A 14,710-nucleotide genomic window follows, 5' to 3' on the forward strand; every position below is an offset into this window, starting at 1 on the left:
CAAGAATTGACATTGCTCCCGGCCCGGTTTTTTTACGTTGGATCAGGAGGATGCCGGTGACGTGGTGGTACCGGCAGCGGTCGCTGGCGCTGGCTGGTCGAGCAGCTCATTGACCTCAGACATGATGGTGTCGAGCATGTCTTCGTCATAGCCATAGTGCGCATGGGCGACGCGCCCGTCGCGCCCGATCATGACCAGGAAAGGCAGACCATTGACCCCGTAAGGCTTGCCGATACGGCCATCCGGCGGATCGTAGGTCAGGACAACGTCGAGGCTCTTCCAGCGGCGCAGAAGATCCTTGTACTTGTCGTAGTCGTCATCGTGGTTTACCCCAACGACCTGCAGGTCGCTGGTGCCTTTCAGCTTCTGCAGCGCGGCCAGCACCGGCAGTTCCTTGCGGCAGTAACCGCACCACGAGGCCCAGAAGGAAACGATTACGACCTTGCCGCGCAGCTCCGACACGCGCACGTCGTGTCCGTCGCGATCACGGCCCAGGTAGTCGGGCGGAACGTCGCCCGGGCTCGGGCGGGCCTGGCACAGGGTAGCGATGCTCAATGCCAGTATGGCCAGCGCACTTCGAATGAACGTTCTCATGTTTCCCCCTCCCTTGGTGCGTCAAGCGTAACGGAAGTGCCGGGCCGGTCATGTGACCGGGAAAGGGTGGACCCATGGCGGTTGCAGTAGAGGGCCGGGACTGGCATGGTCCGGTGCTTTCTTCACTTGAACGGTGGCGCTGGCGCTGCCGGGGAAAGCCGATGTCACTGATCCGCTCGCTGTTCACCGTCAAACCTATCGAGACAACGCTGGGCGCCAATGACAACCTGCGACGCACGCTGGGCCTCAGGGACCTGATCGTTCTTGGTGTTGGGGCAGTGATTGGCGCGGGCATTTTCGTCATCACGGGGCAGGCGGCCGCCGAGCATGCGGGTCCGGCTTTGACGATTTCGTTCGTACTCGCCGGTTTGGCAGCGGCGCTGGCGGCGCTCAGTTATGCGGAGTTCGCGGCCATGCTGCCGGTGTCGGGCAGTGCTTACGTTTATGCGTATGCCACGTTTGGCGAGCTGCTGGCGTGGTTTATCGGCTGGAACGTGGTGGCCGAATACTTACTGGCGGTGTCGTCGGTCGCCGTTGGCTGGTCCGGCTACGGCGTGGGATTGCTGCACAGTTTGGGTGTCGATGTGCCGTCGGTGCTGGCCAATGCGCCGTTGGCCTTCAAGGACGGTCACTTCGTCACCACCGGTGCGTGGATCAACCTGCCGGCCTTGCTCGTGGTAGCGGCGATCACCACGCTTCTCTACGCGGGTACGCGCCAGTCGACGATGTTTGCCAGCGTCGTGGTGGTGCTCAAGGTGCTGGTCGTGATTCTGTTCGTCGTGTTTGGCCTGCAGTACATCGACACCTCGTTGTGGCATCCCTACGTGCCGGCCAACCAGGGCGACGACCATTACGGCTGGTCTGGCGTGTTCCGCGCCGCAACCAGCGTGTTCTATGCCTACATCGGTTTTGATGCGGTGGCGACGGCGGCGCAGGAGACGCGCAATCCCCAGCAGAATGTGCCAGCCGGCATTCTCATTTCGCTGGCGATCTGCACGGTGCTCTACATCATCGTGGCTGCGGTGCTCACCGGTCTGGTGCCTTATCCGCAATTGGCCACCGCCGAGCCGGTGGCCACGGCCCTGGCCGCGCATCCGCCATTGGCCTGGTTGAAGCTGCTGACGCAGGTGGGCGCCGTGGCCGGTCTGACCTCGGTGATCCTGGTGATGCATATGGGCCTGGCGCGCATTCTCTACACCATGGCCGGCGACGGCCTGCTGCCGCGTAGCATCGGCACTGTGCACGAGCGCTTCAAGACACCGCATCGCACCACTGTACTCGTTGGTGTTATCGGCGGCGTGCTGGCGGCGGTGTTTCCGTTGAGCCTGCTAGGCGATCTGCTGTCGATGGGCACGCTGCTGGCTTTCGCCACCGTGTGCATCGGCGTGCTGGTGCTGCGGCGCACGCGCCCCGAGTTGCCGCGTGGGTTCCGCGTGCCGGCGGCGCCGGTGGTGTGCTCGCTGGGTGTGGTGGTTTGTTTGTTCCTGCTGGCGCAGATGAACAAAGGCAACTGGATGTTGCTGGCAGGCTGGACCGCGCTGGGCATGTTCATCTACGTCGGCTATGGCTACCGGAACAGCCGTCTGCGGCAGAGCGCCTGATCGCACACTCCTCTGCGACGACGGATGGCCTCTACTCCGTCGCCGCTGACACCCGTTGGTTCATGAAATGTGGAAGCGCTCAGCTGCAACCGGGCTGTCGATGTAGTGATCCAGGCCTTGCACCTTGAGCGGATGGCGATCGTAGTCAACGTGCTCGCGTTCGGCGTCGGCGATGGCCGTGATTTCCTCAGACGTTAATTGCGCTGAGGGCGTTACGTTCAGGCTGGCGCCGTATGGCGGTGTTGGGTTGTGCGTGTTGTGGGGAAGTGACATGACACGACTCCTGCGGTGAGCTACGCGCGGGTTGGAGTCCGAAGATCCCATGGGGCTTGGGGTGACCGCATGGGGCCGTGCATCCTTGCCTGTTGGAAGTGCGCCGTGCCGCAGAATCAGGTGATGCGGTTGTACTGGCGTGGGCTATGAGCGGCTTGGTGCCTTCGCTTCCTGTATCTCTTGAGATGCAGTGATGGCGGAAAAGGTTGCCTTGGTAAAAGCCTTGTGATGTTCGTAAAAAGCGGGGATTTCCCACTGTTTCCTGACTTTGTCGGGGCCGTGTCGCAGGTCACGGATTCCCGTGAGTCGACATTATTCTAGCCTCGTTACATGCGAGTGACGTGGGTCGTTAGACATGCATCGGCACGTCGAATTTGGTCTTGTCGTTGCTTTGCTCAACGAATCAGCGACGCTGATATGGACGTCTGTTTGTGCGTGAAACTCAGAACAGCACGCCCTGATCCACCAGTAGCTTGACCGGCGCAAAGCTGCGGCGGTGTTGCGGACAGGGGCCCAGCCGTTTCAGCGCATCCAGATGGGCCGGTGTGCCGTAACCCTTGTGTACGGCAAAACCGTAGCCGGGATGTTCCTGGTCCAACGCCACCATCCAACGGTCGCGCGTCACCTTGGCCAGAATCGACGCAGCGCTGATGGCTGGCTCCAGCCCATCGCCACCGATGATGGCGCGCCCGGGGCAGGGCAGCTCACGCGGCAAGGCGTTACCGTCGATCCACGCTTCTTCTGCGGCGGGGCTCAGGCCGGCGATGGCGCGGCACATGCCCGTCATGGTGGCCTGGTAGATGTTGATGCGATCGATTTCGTCAGGCATCACCATCACCACGCAGTGCGCCAACGCTGTTTCGATGATTTGCGGATACAGCGCTTCGCGCTTCGCCTCGGTGAGCTTCTTGGAGTCGTTCAAGCCTGTTATGGGGCGAGCAGGATCCAGAATGACCGCGGCAACGGTCACCGGACCTGCCAGCGGGCCGCGGCCGGCTTCATCCACGCCGGCAATCAGTCTGCCGCTGATGATCGCTGTAGCCGGCGCAGAGGGACTCGTAGCGCGTTTCGCCTTAGGCACGATGTGCCTCGATCAGCTCGGCTACTGCATCGGCGGCCAGATCGCCTGCGTGGCCTTCGAGACCGCCACGCAATGCCAGGTGCAGTTGCTCGAACGCGGCGACGATGGCGCCACGGCGCTCACTGTCCTGGAACAATGCCGTGGTCGCCTTGGCCAACTTATCGGCAGTGAAGTCATCCTGCATCAGCTCGGGAACCAGCAACGCGTCGCCGCCTATGCCGCTGGCGCGGGCCAGGATATTGGGCAGCGAATAGACGTCCGTCTTGAGCATGTTGAGCGCGCGTGCAATGCGATAGCTCACCGGCGATACGCGGTATCCCACCACCATGGGGCGCTTGGCCAGCATGGCTTCCAACGCTGCCGTGCCTGACGCCAGCAGTACCACGTCGGCGGCAAGCATCGCTTCGTGCGCGTGGCCTTCTATCAACTCCGGGGTGCCGTCGCCGCTCATGCCGTCAAGCATGGCCTTGAGGGTGGCATGCACGCGCTCATTCGCGGCCGGAACGATGATGCGCAGTCCGGGCAGTTCGGCAGCAACTTGGCGTGCCGCATCAAAAAACGTTTTGCCGAGCTGTTTGATTTCCGAGCCGCGGCTGCCGGGCAGTACGGCGAGCACCGGTACATTCTGGGGCAGGCCCAGAGCGTCGCGTGCGCCGATGCGATCGGACACGAGGGTAAAGCGATCCGCCAGTGGATGACCGACGAAGCGCGCGTCGACGCCATGTCTGGCGTAAATGGCGGGCTCCATCGGGAACAGGCACAGCACGCGATTCGCGCTATGGCCAATTTTCTCGGCACGCTTCTCGCGCCAGGCCCAGACGGATGGGCTTACATAGTGCACGGTGCGCAGGCCGGCTTCGCGCAGACGCCTTTCGACGCCCAGATTGAAGTCGGGCGCGTCGATGCCGACCACCACGGCAGGCTTGGCGGCGATCAGGCGCGTGACCAGTTCTTTTCGCAGGCGTAACAGGCGTGGCAGATGCGAAACCACTTCTGCAAAGCCAAATAGCGACAGCTCTTTGATGTCGTACCAGGAGTCGAAACCCACGGCCTGCATGCGCGCGCCGCCGATGCCGACGAAACGTGCGTCGGGGTAGCGGCGGCGAAGGGCGGCGATGAGATCGGCGCCGAGCTGATCGCCGGAGTCTTCGCCGGCGATGATGGCAATGAGCGGGGCTTGCGTTGACGCATCAACGAGGGACATGTTGTTACGTCAACCGCCAGAGCCAGAGCGCGTGCTCGATACGTTGATATGAGCTTTGCTCATATCAACGTGCCAGCGATCGCTCGCTGCGATCGAGAAACTCCAGCATGGCGCGCACATCTTCACTGTCCGCCGCCTGCGTCACGAGCTGCTCGCGCGCATCGGCCAGGGTGAGACCGGCCATGTACAGCGTGCGGTAAGCGCGCTTGATGGCCGAGATGCGCGTGGCGTCAAAGCCGCGGCGCTTCAGCCCCTCGCTGTTGATGCCACGCGGGCGGCCGCGCTGCTCGTTGGCCATTGTCACGTAGGGCGGCACGTCTGAGCCCAGCAGGCAGCCCATGCCGATAAAGGCATGCGCGCCGACTTTGCAGAACTGGTGCGCGCCGGAGAAGCCGGCCATCACTACCCAGTCGCCGATCTCGACATGACCGGCGAGCGCGGAATAGTTCGAGAACACCGTGTTGTTGCCGATCTTGCAGTCGTGCGCGATGTGCACGTAGGCAAGGATCCAGTTGTCGTTGCCGATCTGCGTCTTGCTGCCACCGTCACCGGTGCCGCGGTTGATGGTGACGTACTCGCGGATCTGGTTGCGATCGCCGATCACCAGCTCCGTGCGCTCACCATTGAACTTCTTGTCCTGCGGGTCGCCGCCCAGCGAGGCGAACTGGCTGATGCGGTTGTCGCGGCCGATGCGCGTGGGACCTTCGATGACCACGTGCGGGCCGATCACCGTGCCTTCGCCGATGTGTACATCGGCGCCGATCACGGAGTAGGCGCCGATACTGACGTTCTCGGCAATAACCGCGGAGGGGTCGATCTGCGCGGTGGGATGGATCATTTCTCTGACCTCGCGGCGCACATCAGTTCGCAGCTGGCCACTTCCTTGCCGTCAACGATGGTGCGCGCGTGGAACAGGCCCATGCTGCGCAGCAGACGCTTGAGCTCTACTTCAAGGCGAAGCTGGTCGCCCGGCACCACCGGGGCGCTGAAGCGGGCGTTATCCACCTTGGCCAGGTAGAACAGCGGGCTGCCGGTGGTGCCCTTGAGACGGCTGGAGATCTGGGTGAGGACACCCGCAGCTTGTGCCATCGCTTCGACGATCAGCACGCCCGGCATCACCGGGTGACCGGGAAAATGACCCTGGAAGAACGGCTCGTTGATGGTCACGTTCTTCAGCGCCACCACGCTCTTGTCCGGCACCAGTTCAATCACCCGGTCGACCAGCAGGAACGGATAGCGATGCGGCAGCAGTTGCTGGATCTGTTCCACATTCACAGGGAGGTGGAAGGGCACGGTCAGGTCACTCATTGTTGCTGTCCTTCTCCAACGCCGAGAGCCGGCGTGCGTATTCGTCGAGATGTTTGAAGCGGGCCGCATTACGGCGCCACAGGCGGTTTTCCTGTAGCGGCACGCCCGAAGAATATTCGCCGGGCTCACGTATCGAGTGCGTGACCAGGCTCTTGGCGGTAATGGTAACGCGATCAGCCACTTCCAGATGGCCGAGCACGCCTGCATTTCCGCCGATCATGCAGTAGCGGCCGATTTTGGCGCTGCCCGCCACGGCCGCACAGCCGGCCAGGGCCGTATGCGCGCCGATATAAACGTTGTGGGCGATCTGGATCTGGTTATCCAGCCGCACATCTTCCTCGAGCACGGTGTCGTCGAGTGCGCCGCGATCGATGGTGGTGTTGGCGCCGATCTCACAGTCGTCGCCGATGCGCACACCACCCAGCTGGGGCAGCTTGATCCAGTGGTCGCGGTCAAAGGCAAGGCCAAAGCCATCCGAACCGATCACCGCGCCGGGATGGGCCAGCACGCGCTTGCCCAGGGTGACGCGGATCACCAGGGTCACCCGCGCCACCAGGCGGCTTTGTGCACCCACGATGCAGTCCGGGCCGATGATGCAGTGCGGGCCCAATACCGCACCGTCTTCGATCACCGCGCCATCGTCGATCACGCAGCCGGGGCCGATGCTGGCCGTGGGCGCGACACGCGCGCTGGCGGCTACCACCGCGGTGGGGTGAATGCCCTGAGGCGCCGCAGGAAGGCGCTCGAACAGTGCGGCGATCTTGGCGTAGGACACGTAGGGGTCGCGTGCCACCAGGGCGGCTACGGGGCTCTCAGCCACGCTCTCCTCACGCATGACGACGACACCGGCGCGGGTGCTGCTCAACTGCGAGGAGTATTTGCTGTTGGAAAGAAAGCTGAGTTGGCTCGGGCCGGCACCGGCCAGCGTGCCGACGCCATCGATAACACGCGAGCCATCGCCGTGACAGACGAGACCGAACCGTTCGGCGAGTTCGGCAACGGTGGTTTGGAAAACGCTCATATCGGCTCCCGGCAATCGGGCCATTGTAGGGCGCCCCGGCAGGAGCATCAAAAATTCCTCGGGCCGTGGCCGCCGGGCATGGTGATGGCGGCCACAAAAAGAAGGCGCGGCATGGCCGCGCCTTCTGCAGTTACTTCCCTCGGGTTCTTCAGGCCATCAGAACTGGCTGCCGAAGGTGAACTGGATGCGTTCTTCGTAGTGACCGTCGTCCTGCTGGGTGCGCAGCGGCACGGCGAAGTTGATGATCAGCGGGCCGATCGGCGCCTGCCAGTGCAGCGAGACACCGGTAGACACACGCAGGGTCTTGGCGGTGAAGCTCTGGTAATCCTGGTAGGCGTTACCGACGTCGACGAACCACGACACACGGGCGGTGTTGATGTCCTTGAGGAACGGCAGCGGCAGATACAACTCAGCCGTGCCCAGCACCTTGAACGCGCCGCCCAGCGGCTGCGCGTAGGAATACGCACTGCCGGTACACGTGCCGTTGGCATTGGGCTGGATCGGCTTGCCGTTCGCATCCGTGCCCGTACAGACGCGGGGGCCGAGCGTGTTGTCCTGGAAGCCGCGCACGTCACGCACACCGCCGGAGTAGAAGTTTTCCCAGAACGGGAAGGTGACAGCCTCGCCCGCTTTATAGGTGGTACCACCGTCGTAGGGGAAGGTCTGGCCATAGGCCTTGCCGTAACCGACCTGGCCATCCAGATAGAGCACGAAGCCCTTGCCGATCGGCCAGTAATGGTTGGCCTCACCGAAGATCTTGTAGTACTGCACGGTCGAACCGGGCAGGGCGACGTCGGTCGACAGCGAGATCAGGCCACCGCGCGTCGGTGCCCAATAGCCGTTGCGGGTGTCGTGCGTCCAGCCCAGCGTGGCGTCCCAGGTGTGAACGGTCTGGTGACCAATCGCATTCTGGTAGTCGATCAGCACCTGCGGCGAGTAGCTGGTCGTCTGAATGACGCCGTTGGTATCGACGTACTGGTAGTTGAGGTTGATCTTGTTGCTGCTGATGCCCAGGCCGGTACGGATGTTGTCCGTTTCCGAAATCGGGAAGCTCAGGAAGCTGGAGAACGACTTCAGCGAACTTTCGTAGTTCACGAAGTTGCTGTTGGTGTCAGCGTAGTTACTCTTGGTGTAACCGACGTTGTAGCCGATACCCACGCCGTTGTCGGTGAGGTACGGGTTGAAGTAGTTCGCGTTGATCGACGTGGAGTAGTCGCTGCGCGACGCGCCCACGGTGAAGCTGTCACCGGTGCCGAGGAAGTTGTTCTGCGACACCGACGCCGACAGGATGATGCCGGAGTACTGCGAGTAACCCACGCCGAACATCAGGCTGCCGGCGGACTGCTCTTCCACCTTCACGGTCAGGTCGACCTGGTCTTCGGTGCCCGGCACCAGTGCCTTGTCGATGTTGACGGTCTTGAAGTAGCCCAGACGCTGCAGACGGATCTTGGAGCGGTCGATAGCCGGCTGCGAGAACCAGCTGCCTTCCAGCTGGCGCATTTCGCGGCGCATCACATCGTCTTCCGTGCGGGTGTTGCCCTGGAAGTTCACGCGACGCACGTACACGCGCTTGCCCGGCTCGATGTAGAGCGTGAGGTCGACGGTGCGCTTGTCCTTGTCCAGCTTCGGCACCGGCGTCACCTTGGCGAACGCATAGCCGATGCTGGCCAGGATGGTCTTGATCGAGTTGGTGCTGGCCTCAATCGCCTTGCGGTTGAAGGTGTCACCCTTCTTCACGTACACGAGCTGATGCAGCGATTCTTCCGGCAGGATCAGCTCGCCGAGCAGATGCACGTCGGAGATGGTGTAGATATCGCCTTCCTTCACGCTGGCGGCGATGTACATGGTGCGCTTGTCCGGCGCGATGGTGACCTGGGTCGAGTCGACGCCGAAGTCGGCGTAGCCGCGGTCCATGTAGTACGACTGCAGCTTCTCGAGGTCGCCCGAAAGCTTTTCGCGCGAGTACTGGTCGTCTTTGGAATACCAGGACATCCAGTTGGTCGTGTCCGACTCGAAGCCCGTACGGATCTCCTTGTCGGTAAACGCCTTATTACCGACGACATTGATTTCCTTGATCTTGGCAACCTTGCCTTCGCGGATTTCGATGTCGATGGCAACGCGGTTGCGATCAAGATTGGTCACGTGCGGTTCGATCGACACGTTGTACTTGCCGCGGTTGTAGTACTGGCGCACCAGTTCCTGCTGCACGCGGTCGAGCGAGAGACGGTCGAAGGTTTCGCCTTCGGCGAGGCCGATTTCCTTCAGGCCCTTGCGCAGATCGTCTTCTTTGATGTCCTTGTTGCCGCGCAGGTTCAGCTTGGCGATGGACGGGCGCTCGATCACCTTGATGACCATGATGTCACCTTCGCGGTTGATCTCTACGTCGCTGAAGAACTTGGTCTGGTACAGGGCGCGGATAGCGCGCTGGGCGCTATCGTTGGTCAGGCGGTCGCCTCGGTTAACGGGCAGGTAGTTGAGCACCGTACCGGTGGAGATGCGGCTGAGGCCATCGATACGGATGTCGGAAACGACGAACGGCTCGAACGCAAAGGCATTGGCAGTCAGTGAGGCAAGCAGGATCAGGGCGGCGATACGCTTCATCGTCGATTCCGTTGGTTTTATTCGGACGGGGCGGCCGGAGCCGCCCCGATCAATAGGTGAAGCCAGGACAAGCCCAGCCTCGAAAGGGTGCTTGCATCTTCCCCAGATGCGACGGGTGAACCACCGCCGTGTCCCCTCAGCGCGCGCGTGACCGTGCTCGCCATGGATACGCCATGATCCCCGGACCCGGTGCGACCTTCAGCAAAGGCGGCACGCGTCACGAGGGCAGGAAGCGATGGATGTCGTTGTAGAAAGCCAATCCCATCAACGTAAACAGCAACACCAGGCCGACATACTGACCGGCCATCATGGTGCGTTCGCTGACGGGGCTGCCCTTGACCAACTCAATAAGGTAATACAGCAGCCAACCGCCGTCCAAGACGGGGATGGGCATCAGGTTGAGAATCGCAAGGCTGAGCGAGACCATCGCCAGGAAGCTGAAGAACCAGCCCACACCCATGCTTGCTGAGGCATTGGCCACCTGGGCAATGCCAATCACGCCCGAAAGATTTTTCGTCGAAGCCTGGCCGGTAACCATCTTGCCGATCATGTTGAAGGTCGATTCGGCCGTGCTCCAGGTGGTCTGCAGCGAGGCACCCATGGCCTTCAGCGGGCTGTAGCGGAGGATGGCCGGCTCGCGTTCCATGGCGGTCACGCCGATGATCCAGCCCGTCGACTGGCCTTCCAGCGACTCCATGCGCGCCGTGATCGACAGCGGAAGCGTCTGCTGTCCGCGCTGGACCACAATCGCCAGCGTGGGCGATTTGGCGGCGTCAGCGGGCACCAGCTTTTGGAATTCCTCGTAGCTGGTCACGGGTTGACCGTTGACGCTGACGATGCGGTCGCCGCCCTGCATGCCACCGAGGGAGGCCGGCTTGCCCGGCAACACGGTGCCCACCGTTGGCGGCATCGGTGCCAGCTTCAGGCCAAGCTTGTCGAGATACTGACCAATGTCTTCGCCGGCCGGCAGCTGATTGAGCGGCAACGTCACGGTGCGCTCGGCGCCGTCCGTACCACGCAGCAGCACGGGCAGCGGATCGCGGCCCAGCAGCGCGTTGGCCACGGCGTCCATGGAATCGCTCCACGTCGCCACGTCGTGGCCATCCACACTGAGAATCCGGTCGCCGGCGCGGATGCCGGCCTCGGCCGCCATACTTTGCGGCGTAGCGCTGATCAACGGCGCGACATCGGGCTTGCCGATCATAAACATCAGCCAGAACGCGACGATGGTGAAGATCAGATTGAATCCAGGGCCGGCGGCCACGATGGCAATGCGCTGCCAGACCGGTTTGCCGGTGAACTCCTGGCCAGCCAGCGCGGGATCCACCTCACCCTCGCGGGCATCGAGCATCTTGACGTAGCCGCCCAGCGGGATCATGGCGACCTGATACTCGGTGCCGTCCTTGCCGATGCGTTTCCAGATGGCCTTACCGAAGCCCACGGAGAAGCGCAGCACCTTGACGCCGCAGCGTCGTGCTACCCAGTAGTGCCCGAATTCGTGAAAGGTCACCAGCACGCCAAGCGTGACAAGTAACCAAAACACTGAGCCAAATACACTATTCATCGGTAAGAGCTTATCAGGCTTGTCAGCAAGCGTTGCGAAGGATGCGGCGGGCGGCGTCGCGGGCCGACCGGTCACGTTCATTCAGGGTCGGAACATCGACCACAGCTTGAGACGGCAGTTCCGTAAGCACGCTCTCCACGAGATCGGCGATGCCGAGAAACGGCAGTCCGCCGGCAAGAAAAGCCTCTACCGCCACTTCGTTTGCGGCATTGAGAATCGCGGGCGCGTCGCCACCGGCGCGCAGCGCCTGGAAAGCCAGCGCGAGGCAGCGGAAGGTGGCCAGATCAGGCTGCTGGAACGCCAGCGGCGCCGATGCGGCGAGATCGAGTGGCGTCACGCCGGCTTCGATGCGCGCAGGCCATGCCAGCGCGTGCGCGATGGCGGTGCGCATGTCCGGATTGCCCAGCTGCGCCAGTACCGACCCGTCGACGTACTCGACCAGCGAATGCACCAGGCTCTGCGGGTGTACCAGTACGTCAATGATGTCCGGCGAGGCGCCAAACAGGTGATGCGCTTCAATCACCTCCAGGCCCTTGTTCATCAGCGTGGCTGAATCGACCGAGATCTTGCGGCCCATCACCCAATTGGGGTGCTTGCATGCCTGTTCCGGCGTGACGCCCGCCAAATCGGCACGACTGCGGCCGCGGAAGGGGCCGCCGGAAGCGGTGAGGATCAACCGGCGTACGCCGCTGGCACCCAGATTAGGGCGGCCGCCCGGCAAGCACTGGAAGATGGCGTTGTGCTCCGAGTCGACCGGAATCAGTTCGCCGCCACCGGTTGCCAGCGCTTCCAGGAGCAGCGGGCCGGCCATCACGATGGATTCTTTGTTGGCCAGCAGCAGGCGCTTGCCCGTGCGTGCCGCGGCAAGCGTGGAGTCGAGTCCGGCGGCGCCCACAATGGCGGCCACGACGGTATCGCACAGCGTGCCGGAGACAGCGGTGGTGATGGCATCGTGGCCGCTGGCAATGTCGCAGCGCACGCCAGCGCTGGCGAGGCGACGGGCGAGTTCGCTTTCCAATGCGGGATCGGCAATCACCGCGAGGTCGGGCCGGTGCCGCACGCACAGCTCGGCCAACGCGGCGACGTTGCTGTGTGCGGTAAGCACACTGGCGCGGAAGCGCTCTGGGTGGCGCGCGATCACATCAAGCGTGTTACCGCCGATGGAACCGGTGGCGCCCAGTACAGCGACGTTGCGAATTTCCGTAGCGCTCATAGACCCAGCAGCATTTTGCCGGCGACAAACACGGGCAGGGCGGCGAATACGCTGTCGAGGCGATCAAGCATGCCGCCGTGTCCAGGAAACAGGTTGCCGGAATCCTTCACGGCAGCGTGGCGCTTCATCAGGCTTTCCAGCAGATCGCCCACCACAGAGGCGATCACCGTTACCAGCGATACCACCAGTAGTCCAGCCAGTTTGCCACCGGAGACGCCGAGCAGCACGCCGCCGACATAGGTGACAAGGGCGCCGGCCACCAGCGCACCATAGACGCCGGCCCAGGTCTTGCCCGGGCTGATGGTCGGAGCGAGTTTGCGGCGGCCAAACAGGCGTCCGCTGAAATAGGCGCCGATATCCGCGGCCCAGACGACAAACAGGGCCAGCAGGGTCCACCACTGGCCGTGCTCGCCCGCGCCATGCAGGGCAACCACTGCCACCCAGGCCGGAACGATCACCAGCAGGCCCGCGCCCAGCTTCAACAGACAATTCTCACGCGTGGGGGCGGCGCCGAACGCGAAGTGCCGTAGCCACTGGCCCACGACGATCCACCAGGCCACGCCGATGCCGATCAGCAGCGGCCACCAAACCGTATCGCGCGCCAGCCAGCACAGCACAAACAGCGCGGCAGTGAAGGTGAGCAGCGCACCGCGGGGCAGCGTCTCTTTCAGGCCCGAAAGCCGCGTCCATTCCCACATGGCGGCCAGAAATGCGATGGCGACGATGGGTGCAAACAGCCAGTTCGGCGTCAGCAGGATCAACCCGATCACCAACGGAGCGAGTAGCAGAGCGGTGAGGGTGCGCTGGAGCAGCATGCGGGTCCTTGTTACGCCTTGTGGGCAACCTGTTCGCCGGTCTTGCCAAAGCGGCGTTCACGGCGTGCGTAGTCTTCGATGGCGCTCTTCAGGCTGGCCTCATCGAAGTCGGGCCACAGGGTATCGGTAAAATGCAGTTCCGCGTAGGCAAGCTGCCACAAAAGAAAGTTGCTGACGCGACATTCGCCGCCGGTGCGGATGAAAAGATCCAGCGGGGGCAGGTCGGCCAGGCACATCCAGTGGCCCAGCAGCTTCTCGTCGATTTCTTCGGCACGCAGCTCGCCGCGAGCAACTGCTTCGGCCGCCTTGCGGGCCGCCTGCACGATATCCCAGCGGCCGCCGTAGCTCACGGCAATGTTCAGATGCAACGCGTCATTGCCTGCGGTGCGCGTCATGGCAGCCATCATGCGCTGACGCAGGCCTGCATCGAATGCGCTCAGATCACCCATGAAACGAATGCGCACACCGTTGCCGTGCAGTTCGTCCACTTCCTTGTCCAGGGCGCGTACGAACAACTCCATCAGTGCGCCGACCTCGTCCTGCGGACGCTGCCAGTTCTCGCTGGAGAATGCGAACAAGGTGAGTACTTTGACGTCCTGGCGCAGGCAGCCCTCGACCACATTGCGCACAGCCTTGCGGCCTGCGTTGTGACCGAAGGTGCGTGGCCTGTGACGGAGTTTCGCCCAGCGGCCGTTGCCATCCATCACGATGGCAATGTGGCGCGGAATCCGCGCGGTAGCGGCGCTGGTCATGTGCGGAGACTGACGGCGCTCAGAGCGCCATCAGCTCCTCTTCCTTGGTCTTGACGACACCGTCGACGTCCTTGACGAAACGATCGGTGAGCTTCTGGATCTCATCTTCGGCACGACGTTCGTCGTCTTCCGTGATCAGCTTTTCCTTGAGCAGATCCTTGACCTGCTGCATGGCGTCGCGACGCACGTTGCGGATGGCGATCTTGGCTTCTTCGCCTTCATGCGCCACGTGCTTGGCCAGCTCGCGGCGACGCTCCTCGGTGAGCGGCGGCATGTTGAGGCGGATGGTGGTGCCGGCCGTGTTCGGCGTGATGCCGATGTCCGACGCCATGATGGCCTTCTCGATCGGCGCGACGAGCGTCTTCTCGAACGGGGTGATGATGATCGAGCGGGAGTCGCCCAATGCCACCGTGGCCACCTGATTCAGCGGCATGTCCGAGCCGTAATACGGCACCTTGATGCCATCGACCAGGGCGGTGCTGGCGCGGCCAGTGCGCAGGCGGACCAGGCTGTGCTTGAGCGAGTCGATGCTCTTGCCCATGCGGGTCTGGGCATCGTTCTTGATGTCGTTGAGCATGGGTACAACCCCTTGAGCCGTGCAAGCCGCCGAGTATAGCAGGGGGCTGTGGGGCGTTGTTTATCTTCCTCTCCCCGGCGGGGAGAGGATCGAGGTGAGGGACGGG

General features: G+C 62.9%; 14 protein-coding genes. 1 reads left to right on the plus strand and 13 read right to left on the minus strand.

Translation table 11 applies throughout. The features are described 5' to 3' along the window. Positions 1–42 precede the first annotated feature (42 nt). Complete coding sequence (locus OQE56_RS09340; RefSeq protein ID WP_267223740.1) at positions 43–594, minus strand: TlpA disulfide reductase family protein; 552 nt, start codon at positions 592–594, stop codon at positions 43–45. Positions 595–755: 161 nt separating this feature from the next. Between OQE56_RS09340 and OQE56_RS09345 the strand changes: the two genes are divergently transcribed. Then, on the plus strand, positions 756–2,195 hold the full coding sequence (locus tag OQE56_RS09345; RefSeq protein ID WP_267223742.1) for an amino acid permease: 1,440 nt from the start codon (positions 756–758) through the stop codon (positions 2,193–2,195). A 60-nt stretch (positions 2,196–2,255) separates the two neighbouring features. On the opposite strand, the gene OQE56_RS09350 is transcribed toward OQE56_RS09345, so the two are convergent. The 12 genes from OQE56_RS09350 to frr form a co-directional block, all read right to left on the minus strand. Next, positions 2,256–2,468, minus strand: coding sequence for a hypothetical protein (locus OQE56_RS09350; RefSeq protein ID WP_267223743.1), 213 nt, complete (start codon positions 2,466–2,468; stop codon positions 2,256–2,258). A 442-nt stretch (positions 2,469–2,910) separates the two neighbouring features. Further along, positions 2,911–3,501: a ribonuclease HII gene (gene rnhB / locus OQE56_RS09355; RefSeq protein WP_267224341.1), complete on the minus strand. Its 591-nt coding sequence runs from the start codon at positions 3,499–3,501 to the stop codon at positions 2,911–2,913. A 40-nt stretch (positions 3,502–3,541) separates the two neighbouring features. Next, complete coding sequence (gene lpxB / locus OQE56_RS09360) at positions 3,542–4,753, minus strand: lipid-A-disaccharide synthase (protein WP_267223745.1); 1,212 nt, start codon at positions 4,751–4,753, stop codon at positions 3,542–3,544. Positions 4,754–4,817: 64 nt separating this feature from the next. Next, complete coding sequence (gene lpxA, locus OQE56_RS09365; protein WP_267223747.1) at positions 4,818–5,591, minus strand: acyl-ACP--UDP-N-acetylglucosamine O-acyltransferase; 774 nt, start codon at positions 5,589–5,591, stop codon at positions 4,818–4,820. Further along, positions 5,588–6,061, minus strand: a complete 474-nt coding sequence (gene fabZ, locus OQE56_RS09370; RefSeq protein WP_267223749.1) for a 3-hydroxyacyl-ACP dehydratase FabZ — start codon at positions 6,059–6,061, stop codon at positions 5,588–5,590. Before fabZ ends, lpxA begins: the two co-directional genes overlap by 4 nt. Further along, positions 6,054–7,082: a UDP-3-O-(3-hydroxymyristoyl)glucosamine N-acyltransferase gene (gene lpxD / locus OQE56_RS09375; protein WP_267223751.1), complete on the minus strand. Its 1,029-nt coding sequence runs from the start codon at positions 7,080–7,082 to the stop codon at positions 6,054–6,056. The genes fabZ and lpxD overlap by 8 nt, the downstream gene beginning before the upstream one ends. A gap of 156 nt (positions 7,083–7,238) precedes the next feature. Further along, on the minus strand, positions 7,239–9,683 hold the full coding sequence (bamA, locus tag OQE56_RS09380; RefSeq protein WP_267223753.1) for an outer membrane protein assembly factor BamA: 2,445 nt from the start codon (positions 9,681–9,683) through the stop codon (positions 7,239–7,241). 217 nt (positions 9,684–9,900) lie between these two features. Beyond that, complete coding sequence (rseP, locus tag OQE56_RS09385) at positions 9,901–11,247, minus strand: RIP metalloprotease RseP (protein WP_267223755.1); 1,347 nt, start codon at positions 11,245–11,247, stop codon at positions 9,901–9,903. A 22-nt stretch (positions 11,248–11,269) separates the two neighbouring features. Next, entirely contained in the window at positions 11,270–12,445 is a 1,176-nt protein-coding gene (locus OQE56_RS09390) for a 1-deoxy-D-xylulose-5-phosphate reductoisomerase (protein ID WP_267224343.1), read from the minus strand. An 11-nt stretch (positions 12,446–12,456) separates the two neighbouring features. Continuing rightward, on the minus strand, positions 12,457–13,275 hold the full coding sequence (locus OQE56_RS09395; protein ID WP_267223757.1) for a phosphatidate cytidylyltransferase: 819 nt from the start codon (positions 13,273–13,275) through the stop codon (positions 12,457–12,459). A gap of 11 nt (positions 13,276–13,286) precedes the next feature. Beyond that, positions 13,287–14,027: a polyprenyl diphosphate synthase gene (uppS, locus tag OQE56_RS09400; RefSeq protein ID WP_267223759.1), complete on the minus strand. Its 741-nt coding sequence runs from the start codon at positions 14,025–14,027 to the stop codon at positions 13,287–13,289. Between the two features lie 19 nt (positions 14,028–14,046). Then, the gene (gene frr, locus OQE56_RS09405; protein WP_267223761.1) at positions 14,047–14,604 is read right to left on the minus strand and encodes a ribosome recycling factor; all 558 of its coding nucleotides are present in this window, start codon (positions 14,602–14,604) and stop codon (positions 14,047–14,049) included. Between the last annotated feature and the right edge of the window lie 106 nt (positions 14,605–14,710).

The organism is Dyella silvae (assembly GCF_026421305.1).
In the GTDB taxonomy this organism is placed as follows: Bacteria; Pseudomonadota; Gammaproteobacteria; order Xanthomonadales; family Rhodanobacteraceae; genus Dyella; species Dyella silvae.

Excerpts from the sequence above, each read along its gene's own strand:
- OQE56_RS09340 (WP_267223740.1), bottom strand. The coding sequence starts at position 594 with ATGAGAACGTTCATTCGAAGTGCGCTGGCCATACTGGCATTGAGCATC.
- OQE56_RS09345 (WP_267223742.1), top strand. The coding sequence starts at position 756 with ATGTCACTGATCCGCTCGCTGTTCACCGTCAAACCTATCGAGACAACG.
- OQE56_RS09350 (WP_267223743.1), bottom strand. The coding sequence starts at position 2,468 with ATGTCACTTCCCCACAACACGCACAACCCAACACCGCCATACGGCGCC.
- lpxB (WP_267223745.1), bottom strand. The coding sequence starts at position 4,753 with ATGTCCCTCGTTGATGCGTCAACGCAAGCCCCGCTCATTGCCATCATC.
- lpxA (WP_267223747.1), bottom strand. The coding sequence starts at position 5,591 with ATGATCCATCCCACCGCGCAGATCGACCCCTCCGCGGTTATTGCCGAG.
- fabZ (WP_267223749.1), bottom strand. The coding sequence starts at position 6,061 with ATGAGTGACCTGACCGTGCCCTTCCACCTCCCTGTGAATGTGGAACAG.
- lpxD (WP_267223751.1), bottom strand. The coding sequence starts at position 7,082 with ATGAGCGTTTTCCAAACCACCGTTGCCGAACTCGCCGAACGGTTCGGT.
- bamA (WP_267223753.1), bottom strand. The coding sequence starts at position 9,683 with ATGAAGCGTATCGCCGCCCTGATCCTGCTTGCCTCACTGACTGCCAAT.
- rseP (WP_267223755.1), bottom strand. The coding sequence starts at position 11,247 with ATGAATAGTGTATTTGGCTCAGTGTTTTGGTTACTTGTCACGCTTGGC.
- OQE56_RS09395 (WP_267223757.1), bottom strand. The coding sequence starts at position 13,275 with ATGCTGCTCCAGCGCACCCTCACCGCTCTGCTACTCGCTCCGTTGGTG.
- uppS (WP_267223759.1), bottom strand. The coding sequence starts at position 14,027 with ATGACCAGCGCCGCTACCGCGCGGATTCCGCGCCACATTGCCATCGTG.
- frr (WP_267223761.1), bottom strand. The coding sequence starts at position 14,604 with ATGCTCAACGACATCAAGAACGATGCCCAGACCCGCATGGGCAAGAGC.